Below are 12198 nucleotides of genomic sequence, written 5' to 3' on the forward strand. Positions count from 1 at the left end.
GTGCACACCATGACCCGATTCACCTGCGCCACTGATGCGCGATGCGACGTGGCAAACATTCAGGGGTTCTATCCATCGCCCGTCACGATTGCGATCACCATCGGCGCGCGCTCGACACGCCACATCGTGACGCCGCTGGTGACGCTGTACTATCCCAATGGCCCAACGTGCGATCCAACGTGTCGGAAACAGTCCATCAGACTGGCGGCGCCCTGATGCGGCCGTTCCAGAGCACCGGGGTGCGAACGCTGCCTGTGGCGCTGGCGTTGCTGGTGTCGTCGCTGGCAGTCGCGAGCTGCAACTGGGCCGGCGGCTGCGCCGGCGTCGGCTACCACGCGGTCCATGTGACCATTCGGGACCAGCAGGGGAATCCGATAGCGATTGGTGCGACGGTCACGCTGCATGACGGAGCGTATCTCGAGCGAGCCGGCACGCAATATGATCCGCTCAACGTGTACGCGGCGGCGGATCGCGGCGGGCGACGGTATGATATTCAGGTTACGAAGTCACACTACAACGAACGCTGGGTGCGGGGCGTGCGCGCGCCGGGCGGCGGATGCGTCACCGGTCACGAGGAAGAGCCCGTGACGATCACGGTGCCGGTGGTGCTCACCTTGGCAGCCGGTGCGCCACCGGTGCGATCGGTCTCTTTGCTGCCACCGCACATTCTGCTCGATCGTCCGCCGTGGCAAGGCGTTGGTACATTCACGGCGTATGTGGATGCCAACGTGGGTTTGTCGCGCGATGTCCTCTGGCGCATATCGGGCGACACCGGTTCCGTCGACTTTGATGCCGCGACCGGCACCGTGCGATACCGCTGTCGATCCCGCAGCGGGAACCTCATCGTGACCGCGCGGTCCATCGAGGACACGCTGGTTTTTGGCGTCGCGGACGTAGCCGTGCAGGGACATCCGGCAACGCCGGCCGATCCGCCGTGTAGCTGACGCCACACCCAACAACACCCGTCTCCTTTGCGGATCGCGTCCGCAAGCGCCAGCGCGGCGCGATAAACAATCCACAGGCGGGCGGCATCAAAGCGATACGTGTTCCACCCAACCACCTTGCTGTCTCCAGACTCTGCCCATGCCCATCGCTCCATACGCCCGACGCCTGTCGGTTGGCCTGCTGTCGCTGACCCTCCTGAGTGCCGCGCCATCGGGCGACGTTGTACCCACCGCAACCATGAGCGCGGTGCGAATGGCGCACACGGCCACCACACTGCGGGACGGTCGTGTGCTGGTGGCCGGTGGGTTCACCGATGAAGCCGACGCCGCACGCAGCGCCGAGTTGTTCGACCCTGCCACCAGTCGCTTCACGCGCTTGCCACGCATGCTCACGGTACGCCACAGCCATACCGCCACCGTGTTACCCAACGGCAAGGTGTTGATTGTCGGTGGCTACGCGTCGGGGTCGGGCACCACCGGCGCGGCCGAACTGTTTGATCCAACGACCAACACGTTCGCGCCCACGGGGTCGCTCGTGGCGGCGCGGGCCGGCCATGTGGCCGTACTGCTTGGCAACGGCAAGGTGCTCATTGCGGGTGGTGTGGGACCGTCGTGGACGTTCCTGTCCAGCGCCGAGCTGTACGATCCGGCCACCGGACGCTTCTCACCAACAGGATCTCTGACGGTGGCCCGCGAGAGCCACATCGCGGTGCGCCTGCAGGACGGTCGTGTGCTGATTGCCGGTGGCCACCGGGGCCGCCGTGCCGACATCATCTTGTATGCGTCGGCGGAAACGTACAACCCCGCTTCGGGAACGTTCAGCGCCGTGGGAGACATGCGGGTGCGCCGTCACAAGCACGACGCCGTCATGTTGCGTGATGGTCGCGTGCTGATTACCGGCGGCTCCGATGAACGTGACAGCGACGGCGTCTACAACTCCACTGAGTTGTTCGACGCGACCACCGGATCGTTTGCCGCGGGTCCGCTGATGACTCGCGGACGGTACAAGCACAACGGGAGCTCGGTACTGCTGCCCAACGGCCTGGTGCTGCTGGCCGGCGGTGCGTCGCATGCGGAGACATTCGATCCGCGCAGTCGCACGTTTGCCGCAGTGCCAGGCGACGCGAAACTCACTGGCCAGTTCTCGGCAGTGGCACCACTGGGAACCGGCCAGGTGCTGATCACGGGCGGGTACGGATCAGATCGGGGGCCTCAGGCGTCGGCCTGGCTGTATCGCCCGTGAGCAACAACGCGCATCAAGCGGCGCTATGCCACGACACGCCCCGTGAGAACGCGCTTGCGGCGTGACAGAATCCCCGCGCTGACCAGCACCACCACCAGACCCACCGGAAAGACCTCAACAAACGTGTACGAGATGTTCACGAGCGGATTCTTGTACTGCTCCTTGAACGTTTCCATCTTGCGGGTCTGTTCGGCAATTTCGGCGTCGGATTTGCCCGACGCCTTCGCCTTGTCCACCACCTGCGCCGCGTACTTCTCGGCGAAGTCCGGCATGAAGTTGTAGTACACCACCTCCCAGGTGGCCACGTAACAGACACAGGCAATGAGGGTGATGAGCAGGCCCACCTTGAACGCCCGGCCGAAGGCGATGGTGCCGTCCAGGACCTGATCGCGATACGACCGAATGCCAAAGAACACCATGAGGAAGGCGGCGATCATGGTGGTGAAGCCCAGGATCTCGCCGGCTTCAAAGCCGATGCGATCCTGGAAGACGGCAGTGGTGAGCATCAGGACCGCGAATATTCCGCCAGCGATCAGGCCGTACGTCCAGACTGTCTTCTTCATGATGGACTCCGAGTGAAGGGGTGGCGCGAGACTAGCGCCACACGTCCGGGAATTCCGTCACCCGATCGGGTGATTTTGACCGAAATGCACGAAAATCATGCGAACGGGTGACCCTACGGGATGAGTCCCAGGCGTTGACCCACCTGCACCGCCTGCGTGCGTCGATTGACACTCAGCTTTTCGAACAACCGGCTGGAGTGGGTCTTGACGGTGTTTTCGCTGACGAAGAGGCGATCGGCGATTTCGCGGTTCGTCAGGCCGGCCGCGATCAGCGCGAGAATCTCGAGTTCGCGCTTGGTAATGCGGTGCGCCTCGCGCGCCGCTCCGTCGGGAGGGACATCGGACATCGGGACCGGCGCGACGGGCTGAGGTTGCGCCACCGACCTTGGGCGGCCGGTGATCCGCGTGCCGAGGGCCAGCCCCAGCAATACGAACACGACGGCGATCAAGCCGCCGTAGATCTCAATGGAATGTTCGATGACGATGTAGCGATACTCGATGTAGCGCAGCAGGACGACCAGCAGGCCGCCAAGCATGCCATACAGGAGGACATATCGCTTCATGCCGCGGTTGCCGAAAGAAGGGCTATCCATTTTGGTCGGCGGAGAATGTCACGGCCCCGGCGCTCGTGCAAGGCGGACCAGCCGAGCCAAAGACCGCGGGCAGCCTTGGCTGTGCTCGACACCTGTCCACCTTGGCTGCAAATTGACGCCGTATCCGAGAAGAGCCCCTACTTCATCGAGGCTATCGTGACTGTGCGCGTATTGCCGGCCAGGTTCCGTGTGTCGCTGCTGCTGGGTGTGGTGGTCCTGTCGGCCTGCGGTGGCGGGGGGAGTGATGCGCCCACCACTCCGGCGCCCACGCCGGCATTCTCGCTCAGTGTTGGTGGCACTACGCCGGCGGCAATCGCGCAATCGGCCAGTGGCAGCGCCACGGTCACCGTCGCTCGCTCGGGTGGCTTCACGGGCGCCGTTTCGCTCGCCGTGGAAGGAGCGCCCTCCGGCGTGACGGTGACGCCGGCCACGATCTCGGTAGCCAGTGGCAGCACCACCGCGTCGCTCACCATCGACGTGGCATTGACGGTACCGGCGGGCTCCTATCCGCTCACCATTCGTGGTACCGCATCGGGGCCGGCGACACAAACGACGACGTTGACGCTGGTGGTGGTCACACGACCCGCTTCCGTGACGATGACGCGCGCCAATACCGGCGCCATCACCGGGAATGCCGGCGGACCGGCCATCAACTTCACAGTCATTCTCAATCGCATCGAGTATCTGGGGGCCGTGACGCTTGAACTCGCGTCCAGCCTGCCGGCCGGCGTGACGGCCACCTTTGCCCCGTCGCCCACCACCGGCAACTCGGTTGTCGTGACCCTCACGTACGCCGCCAACGCGGTAGCTGGTTCGTATACCGCCGAACTGCGCGGCACTGGCACCGGCATTACCGCGGCGACGTTGTCCGTGCCGTTCACGGTGGTGGGCACGGCGTCGATGACCGTGAGCGTCAGTCGCCCGACCGTCTCCACGCCGCAGAATGGCAGCGGACTGACGTCGGTCACTATCGCCCGCACGAATTTCACCACGGCGGTTACGCTGGCCGTGGTCGGACTGCCGGCGGGCGTGACGGGTACGTTCGAGAACAACCCCACCGCGTCAAACAGCACCACACTCAACTTCACCGTAGGCGCTGCGGTCGTGCCCGGGAGCTACCCACTCACGGTGTCTGCGTCGACGCCCGGCGTGCCCACGGCGTCGGTCAGCATGACCCTGATCATCACGGCGGTTGGCACCGGCGGCAATTTCTCCATCCGTTTCTGTGGCGCGGCCGAAGACATTCCCATCTGGTTGGGATACAGCGTGGGCAACTCGTGGGTGCGTGTGGTCATCGGTGCCAACAACACGTTCTCGTACGATCTTGGCACGCAGGGTTCCGTCGCCTGGGTCAACCAGCGTGGTGCCGACGACTTCCGCATCACCGTGTTTGCCGGTTTGCGCGACGAGTTGGCGGTCCTGACCGCATCGCAGTGCCCGTCGCCATCCAATCGCACCGCCACTGGCACGGCCACGGGCATTGGTGTGGCCGATGTGGCGCAGGTCATTCTCGGACCGCGCGCGCCCACCGCAGCGCCCACCTTCGCCACAGCGAACTTCAGCTTCACCGCATTGCCTGACGGCGCGATGGATCTGCTCGCGACGCGTTCATCCATTGAGTCCAGCGCCCTGGTGGTGAATCGCGTGTTCGTGCAACGCGCGGTCAATCCGGCCAACGGTGGTTCGGTGGGCACCATCGACCTGGCCAATGCCAGCGTGCCCGAAAGCAAGACGCTCACCATTCAGGGCGCCGTGGGCGGTGAGCAATTGCTGGCGTCGGCGTCCCTGCGTACCGCCAATGGTGCTTCGATTTCCCTGGGATCGGCGCTGATCAGCAGCGGCAACAGCGGGCCGTATCGACATCTTGCAGCGTCACAACTGCAAACGGGAGACTTTCACACCGTGCAAGCGTCCGCCACGCTCACCGGTGGCGGATACACCACCACGCGTAGCGTCACGCACACCCTGTCGTCACCAGCGGCCACGGCCGTCACCCTTGGCGCGGCCCTTGGCGAGCCGTTCGTCTTTGTGCTCGATAACACCAACAATCGTGCACGATATCAGTCGTTGATTCCCTTCAACAACGACTACCTGCGACTGTTCACCGCCGGATGGTTCCAGCAGTCCGGGAACACCCGTCGTGAATTCGTGATCACGGCCACCGAAGCCATGACGCCCATCACCACAGGCAATCGGGGCACGAATGCCAGCCTCACGGCCCCGAACTTCACCAATGCCTCGGGTTTCGATGCGCTGTGGGAACCACGCACGAATCTCCCCGCCAACTATCTGGTCACGGCCAGCGGATGGAGCGCCGCCGGCGGTATCAGCGCGCCACTCGCGGATGGCGTGATCACCAGAAGCTGGTCACGATTTGGACCGGTGCCGTAAGACGGTGCGGCGGACGTGCCGAGGGGGCGATTACGGCGCCCTCGGCAATCGCACTTGAAACACAGTTCGCCCCGGCGCGGAGTCCACCGCAATCTCACCTTCCTGTTTCTTCAGCAGCCGACGCACGATATCAAGGCCCAGCCCGGTCCCCTTCCCCACTCCCTTGGTGGTGAAGAACGGATCAAAGATTCGTCCGACGATGTCGGCCGGAATACCCGGGCCGTCGTCGACAACGCGTACCACGACCCAATCCAGATCGCGTTCGGCCGTCACCGCCACATGACCGCTGGCCGCCACGGCGTCCAGCGCATTCTCAATCAGGTTCATCCACACCTGGTTGAGCTCTGCGCCTACCGCGTAGGCGCGCGGCAGGTCATCGGGAAGCGATAGCGCAATCTGGGCGTTCTTCGTGCGGGTCTTCGCACCCAGCATGATGAGGGTATCCGCGATACCCTGACGAATATCCACCGGCTCGGGCGTGGGCGCATGATCCATGTAGGTGAAGCCCTTCACGGATCCCACCAGGTCGTGAATGCGCGTCGCCGCCGCTTCGATATCGCCGGCCAATGTGCGCACGCTGCAGCCAGCGGCCATCCACTTGAGCGCTGCATTGAGCACGCCGGGGTCGACCGTCGCCGCCAATGTGTCGATTGCATCGATGGTCACGCCGGTCTCGGCCAGCACACTCGCGCAGCGTTCATCCGCATCGTGGTCGGCCAACCAATCCGCGAACTCGTCCTCGCGATCAGACCGGCCCATCGTGGAACGCATGGCGGTGGGCGCCGATCGCAGGCACATGGCGCGAATCTCGTCGATGGTCGCCAATTGCTCGTTGGACAGGCGCGCCGCGCCAAGCTGTCGCGCCGCTGTCTCCGAGGCGTCAAGGCTTTCCGTGAGCAGTTTTGCGCCACGCACCACCGCCGACGCCGGATTGTTCAACTCGTGCGCGAGACCGGCCGCGAGCTTGCCCAGCGACACCAGCTTTTCGTCACGCAGATCGCTGGAGGTGAATTGCCGCGCGCGATCGAGCATGGCATGCACCATGACCGCCGTCATGGCGGGGCACTCGCGAATCATCTCGGGGAAATGTTCACGCGCTACTTCCAGCTGCTCCGTCGCTTCCTCCGCCACTACATCGCCGGGCGGGTTGGTGCCTCGTGAAAACGGCAGCAGCCCGCTGACGTCTCCGGCTCCCCACTCGATGATCTTGTGAGACCCGGCACCGCGATCCACGCGAATGGCGAGGTGTCCGGTGAGCACGACATTCAGCGATTGCGCACCGACACCACGCTTCAAGAACGCTTCGCCGACGGCAAGACGGCGTATCGTCGCATGCGCAATCAGCCAGGCATGCTCGCTGGCAGGCGCTGCGCCCAAGGCCCGGTGTTGCGCCAGCCGAGTCATCAGGTCCGCTTTCTCTGCCTCCGTGAACATCGACTAGACCGTCCGCAGGTAGCGATGCACGGAATAGACGGCGGCGGAACCTTCGCCCACCGCCGCAGCCACGCGTCGATTGGCCCCCGAGCGCACGTCGCCTGCGGCGAACACGCCCGGGATGCTCGTCTCGAATGCGTACGGCGTGCGGGCCAGTGGCCATCCGCGCGGCCTGCCATGCTCCATCGGCAAGTCGGTGCCCGTGATCACGAATCCCGCATCGTCACATTCCAGCACATCGACAAAGGCATCCGTGTGTGGTTGTACACCGATGAAGATGAACATGGCCGAGAGCGGTATCGTGCGAAGTTCATTGGTCTTGACGCTTTTCAGGACGACGGCCTTGAGCTCGGTGTCGCCCTGCACGCCGTCCACCTCCACTTCGGCCACCACGTCGATGTTCGGTGTCGCACGGATACGCTCCACGAGGTAATTGGACATCACCGGCGCGAGATCGGGGGCGCGGATGATCATGGTGACCTTGCGCGCGTATCGCGAGAAGAACAGCGCACCCTGACCCGCCGAATTGGCTCCTCCAATCACGCAGATGTCACGGTCGCGGTAGCGCGCGGCTTCCGTCATGGCCGCGCCATAATACACCCCAACGCCTTGCAGCGACTCGAGGCCAGGAACAGTCAACATCTTCGCGCTCATGCCGGTGGTGATGATCACCGTGTAGGTGGTGAGTTCCGTGCCATCGGCGAGCACCACCACCCGATAGGGGTCGTCGCGACGAAGGCCAACCACCTCCTGCCCGGTGAGCACTTCTGCGCCGAAGCGTCGGGCCTGTGAACTGGCGCGCTGTGCGAGGTCCGCGCCGGTGACTCCGGCAGGGAAACCCAGATAGTTCTCGATCATTGAGCTGGTGCCCGCCTGACCGCCTGGCGCCTCCGCTTCGACAATCACCGTGCGCAGCCCTTCCGATGCGGCATACACCGCGTGCGCCAAGCCAGCCGGCCCTCCGCCGACGATGACCACGTCGTAGAACGGGCGATTGGCGTGCGTCTGCATACCGGCCTTTGTCGCCAGGTCCACCTGGGACGGCGCAATGAGATGCGTTCCATCCGGGAACAGCACCACCGGCAAGCGGGTCAGATCACCGGCGATGGATTCGGCCAGCGCGCGCGCCGTGGCGTCCTGATCGAGGTCAACCCATTCGTACGGCACGCGGTTGCGCGAGAGAAATTCCTTGGCCGTGAATGACTGCGGCGACCACTGCGAACCCAGCAGACGGATGCCTTCGAACGACGGAATCACACGCGCGCGCCACTCGGCGAGGAGATCATCAAGCACGGGATACAAACGGTGCTCCGGCGGATCCCACGGCTTCATGAGGTAGTGATCGAGCGCAATGTCATTGATGCCGGCAATTGCCACCTCGGTGTCCGCGTACGCGGTGAGCAGCACGCGACGAGCGGTCGGGTGCAGCTTCATCACCTCGCGCAGCAGCTCGATGCCTGACATGCCGGGCATGCGCTGGTCCACCAGAAAGAGCGCCACCGGGGTGTTGCGCGCGGCGAGTTCACGGGCCGCCTCAAGTCCTTCCGCCGGCGATCCGGCTTTCATGATGCGGTAGTCGGCGCGATAGCGATGTCGCAGGTCGCGCTCAATCGCCGCCAGGACCGACGGATCATCGTCGACGGAAAGGATGACAGGTTTGGTCACGCGCGGTTCCATGAGTTTGACGCCGGTCAAGAGAGAGCAACGGTGAGGGCCCGCAGGCGGTCAGCGACGATGTATCACCGCGCTGCACTTGATTTCAACGCGCGCGGCCGGTCGTGGCAGCGCACTGACGGCCAGCGTGGCGCGCGCCGGAGGATCGACGCGAAAAACTCGATGTAGGCGCCGTTCATCGCGGCGTAGTCGGCCATGTCCACGAGAAACACCGTGCACTCCGCGACATCGGCCATCGTCGCGCCCGCGGCCATCAACGACGTGCGGATGTTTTCCATGGTCTGACGCGTTTGCACGGCCACCCCGCCATCGATGATGTCCTGAGTGCCGGGCTTGATCCCGGTCATGCCCGACACGAATACCTGGCCGCCGTCGCGAATCGCGACGGAGTACGCCGGCACCAGCGGCGAGATGCCGGGAGGATTCACCACCTGACGGTGCATGGCGGGCGCGCAGGCGGCCAGCGACAGCGTAGCGACGAACGTCGCAAAACGATTGAGGCGCATGAAAGCGGAATACCGGGCGTGAGGGGGCGTGAAAAGCCGGTGGGCGGTGTGGTGGTTCACTTGCGCCCCGGCACGATGATCGGTTCAAACCACGTCGGGAAGATGTACCGGCTGGTCGGCGACGCAGCGGCAACCTCCTGCTGGAAGCGCTTCCGGTCAGCCAGTGCCGCCGGCGCGGGGTTGGGATTGCCGTAGGCGTCTGCGTGCGAGGCGATGACGAGCGCCGGCTTGCCGAGTGCGCGCATCAGGCGCCCGGTGAAATCATGAATCTCGAGTCGCTGGCTGTTCGCGCCAACCAACGCGATGTCCGGCCGCAGCCCCTCCATCTCGCGCTCGATGTAATTCATGGAACCCATGATGAGCACTTCATGACCGGCCATACGCAGCAGATACGCGATGTTTCCACCCTCCACGTAGTCCTTGCGACGTAACGGCGCGCGCAGTCCTCGTGGCGCGGTGCCGACGATGCCGCGGCCATTGTTGTAGTACTGCTTGTGATCGAGTGCGCTGTGAATGTTGGGAATCACGCGCAATGAGAAGTCACCGAATTCGTAGTCTTCGCCGCCAATCACCGTGATGAGCGAGGTATCGGGCACGTCATAGGCGCGCGCCAGATTGGCCGCCGTTTCGTGCCCGATGATGATGGCGCCCGTCTTGCGCGAGATATATCCCGCATCGAGCGCATGATCGGGGTGGCCGTGCGTGATCAGGATATAGTCCGCCTTCTTCACGTGCTGGTTGATCAGCACCGTGTCCGGCGGATAGAACGCATTGGGCCCCACCTCCGGCGCCGGACCGGTGGGCGTCCACCGCGCGAACTGGGTGAGGAACGGGTCCACCAGAATCACCTTGTTGCCGTCGGTGATCTCGAACCCGGCGTTCCCCAGGTACGTCAGGCGAATCTCACCCTTGCGCAGCGCCGCCTGAGCGGGCGCTGGGGTCGATCGCGCGGGCTGTGCGGCGGCCGGCGCGCCCAACAGGAACGGGACCACGAGCAGGTGACTCAACGTGATACGACGCGACATAGGCACTCCAGTAGGAAACCGTCAGACGGCAGTCACCGCCCTCGAAGAACGTCGACAAAATGCGCTCGGCGCGCGAGTTTATCAAATGATGGACGCACACTCTGCTCTCCCGGATCGGTGATCGTTGTCCCTCCACGTCGTGCTGGTGCACCCTGAGATCCACTGGAACACCGGGAATGCGGGGCGCACCTGCCTCGCTGCCGGGGCCACCTTGCATCTGATCGAGCCATTGGGCTTTTCGCTCGACGAACGCGAGGTGAAGCGCGCGGGCCTTGACTACTGGGAGCACGTGGAGATCCGGGTGTGGCCCGACTGGGACTCGTTCGAGCGCGCGTTGCCGTCGCTGGGTGAACCGTACTTTCTCTCCACCAAGGCCACGCGGCTGCTGTGGGACGCCCCACTCGCGTCGGCATCCGGGGTCGTGCTCATTTTCGGGCGCGAGACCGGTGGACTGCCCGCCGATCCGCACGAACGGTATCGCGATCGATTCGTGGGTTTGCCCATTGCGTCTCCCCGGGTACGCTCCCTCAACCTGTCGTCGAGCGTGGCGATCGCGGTGTACGAGGTGTTGCGGCAGCGGCGCAGCGGCGCCGGATGAGGCCGCGCGAGCCTAGCCGACAACCCGCCGACCTGATACCATTGCGATTCACCACCACCTGACGTGAGGACACGCATGAAACGCCTGGTCATCGCTGCCCTGTTGGTCGCGGCGCCCCTGACGGCACAAGATACCGCCGCGGCCCGCGGCGGACGGCGCCCGGTGGTCATCACCGACACCGCCCGCGCCCGCGCGCTGTTCGTGAGCAAGTCTCCGGCCGATCTCGCCGGGTGCGGCACGAATTGCGACGCCAATATTCGCCAGCGCGTGCAGACCGACAGTGCCTACGAAGCGCGTGCCAAGGGCGTGATGGAATTCCGGAAAGTGACCTACAAGAGTCGCGTGGATGGTCTGGAGATTCCCGCATACCTGTTCTCGCCACTGGTCAGGAAATCCACGGGACACGCGGCGCTGGTCTGGGTGCACGGCGGCGTGCATTCCAACTGGGGGCTGTCGATGTGGCCCTTCGTGAAGGATGCCGTGGACCGTGGCTATGTGGTGATCACACCGAACTACCGCGGCAGCACCGGGTACGGCGACGTCTTTCACAAGAAGATCGACTACGGCGGGATGGAAGTGGACGACGCCCTGTCGGCGGTGGACTACCTGAAGACGGTGAGTTACGTCGACATGGATCGTCTGGGGATGATGGGATGGAGTCACGGCGGTTTCATCACGGCGCACAATCTCTTCCGCGACGGACAACCGTTCCGGGCCGGTGCCGCGATTGTGCCGGTGACGAATCTCATCTTCCGGTTGTCGGACCACGGCCCGTCGTATGCGCGCGACTACGCTGCCGAAGAGGGCATTCAGGGGTTGCCCTTCGAAAACGTCGAGGAGTACATCAAGCGGTCGCCGGTATTCCAGGCGGAGAACCTGAAGGTGCCGATGCTGGTGCACGTGGCCACCAACGATTGCGATGTGTTCTTCCGCGAGGATCAGCAGTTCGTGTACACCCTGCGCGCGCTCAAGCCTGATCTGGCGGAAACCAAGATCTACATCAATCCGCCGCAGGGCGCCGGGGGGTGCGGACACACATTCAGCCGGCGCGTGAATGCCACCAGCACGGCGCGCGACGATTCACCGGAGCAGATTGACTCGTGGAACCGGACGTGGACGTTCTTCGAGTGGAACCTGCGGCCACTCAGCGAGATTCGAAAAGACAATCAGGAGTGGAAGAAGGACCCGCGCGTCGCGAGTCCTCGCGTGCCGCCGCCACAGTAAGGT

The 12198-nt window shown here is 64.3% G+C and carries 11 protein-coding genes and 1 pseudogene; 6 read left to right on the plus strand and 6 right to left on the minus strand.

What is annotated here, in order from left to right; all coding sequences use genetic code 11:
• The 3 genes from IPP90_11490 to IPP90_11500 all read left to right on the plus strand — a co-directional run bounded on the left by IPP90_11490 (position 1) and on the right by IPP90_11500 (position 2187).
• Positions 1-216 (plus strand): hypothetical protein, encoded by a 216-nt coding sequence (locus IPP90_11490; protein ID MBL0171336.1) that lies wholly within the window; start codon positions 1-3, stop codon positions 214-216.
• On the plus strand, positions 216-944 hold the full coding sequence (locus IPP90_11495; GenBank protein ID MBL0171337.1) for a hypothetical protein: 729 nt from the start codon (positions 216-218) through the stop codon (positions 942-944). Before IPP90_11490 ends, IPP90_11495 begins: the two co-directional genes overlap by 1 nt.
• A gap of 139 nt (positions 945-1083) precedes the next feature.
• Positions 1084-2187, plus strand: a complete 1104-nt coding sequence (locus tag IPP90_11500; GenBank protein ID MBL0171338.1) for a hypothetical protein — start codon at positions 1084-1086, stop codon at positions 2185-2187.
• Between the two features lie 23 nt (positions 2188-2210).
• Here the strand turns inward: IPP90_11500 and IPP90_11505 are convergent, their stop codons facing one another.
• Both IPP90_11505 and IPP90_11510 read right to left on the minus strand, forming a co-directional pair.
• A complete protein-coding gene (locus tag IPP90_11505) occupies positions 2211-2750 on the minus strand; it encodes a DUF4199 domain-containing protein (GenBank protein MBL0171339.1) in 540 nt (179 codons plus the stop codon).
• Positions 2751-2863: 113 nt separating this feature from the next.
• The gene (locus IPP90_11510; GenBank protein ID MBL0171340.1) at positions 2864-3313 is read right to left on the minus strand and encodes a response regulator transcription factor; all 450 of its coding nucleotides are present in this window, start codon (positions 3311-3313) and stop codon (positions 2864-2866) included.
• Positions 3314-3499: 186 nt separating this feature from the next.
• On the opposite strand from IPP90_11510, the gene IPP90_11515 reads away from it, so the two are divergent.
• The gene (locus IPP90_11515) at positions 3500-5734 is read left to right on the plus strand and encodes a hypothetical protein (protein MBL0171341.1); all 2235 of its coding nucleotides are present in this window, start codon (positions 3500-3502) and stop codon (positions 5732-5734) included.
• A 30-nt stretch (positions 5735-5764) separates the two neighbouring features.
• Here IPP90_11515 and IPP90_11520 read toward each other — a convergent pair whose 3' ends face one another.
• The 4 genes and pseudogenes from IPP90_11520 to IPP90_11535 all read right to left on the minus strand — a co-directional run bounded on the left by IPP90_11520 (position 5765) and on the right by IPP90_11535 (position 10373).
• Positions 5765-7168, minus strand: a complete 1404-nt coding sequence (locus IPP90_11520) for a hypothetical protein (GenBank protein ID MBL0171342.1) — start codon at positions 7166-7168, stop codon at positions 5765-5767.
• 3 nt (positions 7169-7171) lie between these two features.
• Positions 7172-8833: an FAD-dependent oxidoreductase gene (locus IPP90_11525; protein ID MBL0171343.1), complete on the minus strand. Its 1662-nt coding sequence runs from the start codon at positions 8831-8833 to the stop codon at positions 7172-7174.
• Between the two features lie 60 nt (positions 8834-8893).
• Positions 8894-9285: pseudogene (locus tag IPP90_11530) on the minus strand (RidA family protein).
• 119 nt (positions 9286-9404) lie between these two features.
• Positions 9405-10373, minus strand: a complete 969-nt coding sequence (locus IPP90_11535) for an MBL fold metallo-hydrolase (GenBank protein ID MBL0171344.1) — start codon at positions 10371-10373, stop codon at positions 9405-9407.
• Between the two features lie 124 nt (positions 10374-10497).
• On the opposite strand from IPP90_11535, the gene IPP90_11540 reads away from it, so the two are divergent.
• Positions 10498-10971, plus strand: coding sequence for a tRNA (cytidine(34)-2'-O)-methyltransferase (locus IPP90_11540; GenBank protein ID MBL0171345.1), 474 nt, complete (start codon positions 10498-10500; stop codon positions 10969-10971).
• 75 nt (positions 10972-11046) lie between these two features.
• On the plus strand, positions 11047-12195 hold the full coding sequence (locus IPP90_11545; protein MBL0171346.1) for a S9 family peptidase: 1149 nt from the start codon (positions 11047-11049) through the stop codon (positions 12193-12195).
• Positions 12196-12198: the final 3 nt, after the last annotated feature.

Source organism: Gemmatimonadaceae bacterium (assembly GCA_016720905.1).
Classification (GTDB): domain Bacteria; phylum Gemmatimonadota; class Gemmatimonadetes; order Gemmatimonadales; family Gemmatimonadaceae; genus Gemmatimonas.

What these genes read in the sequence shown, in the direction of transcription:
- IPP90_11510 (MBL0171340.1), bottom strand. Translation starts at nt 3,313, where the DNA reads ATGAAGCGATATGTCCTCCTGTATGGCATGCTTGGCGGCCTGCTGGTC.
- IPP90_11545 (MBL0171346.1), top strand. Translation starts at nt 11,047, where the DNA reads ATGAAACGCCTGGTCATCGCTGCCCTGTTGGTCGCGGCGCCCCTGACG.
- IPP90_11535 (MBL0171344.1), bottom strand. Translation starts at nt 10,373, where the DNA reads ATGTCGCGTCGTATCACGTTGAGTCACCTGCTCGTGGTCCCGTTCCTG.
- IPP90_11520 (MBL0171342.1), bottom strand. Translation starts at nt 7,168, where the DNA reads ATGTTCACGGAGGCAGAGAAAGCGGACCTGATGACTCGGCTGGCGCAA.
- IPP90_11500 (MBL0171338.1), top strand. Translation starts at nt 1,084, where the DNA reads ATGCCCATCGCTCCATACGCCCGACGCCTGTCGGTTGGCCTGCTGTCG.
- IPP90_11505 (MBL0171339.1), bottom strand. Translation starts at nt 2,750, where the DNA reads ATGAAGAAGACAGTCTGGACGTACGGCCTGATCGCTGGCGGAATATTC.
- IPP90_11495 (MBL0171337.1), top strand. Translation starts at nt 216, where the DNA reads ATGCGGCCGTTCCAGAGCACCGGGGTGCGAACGCTGCCTGTGGCGCTG.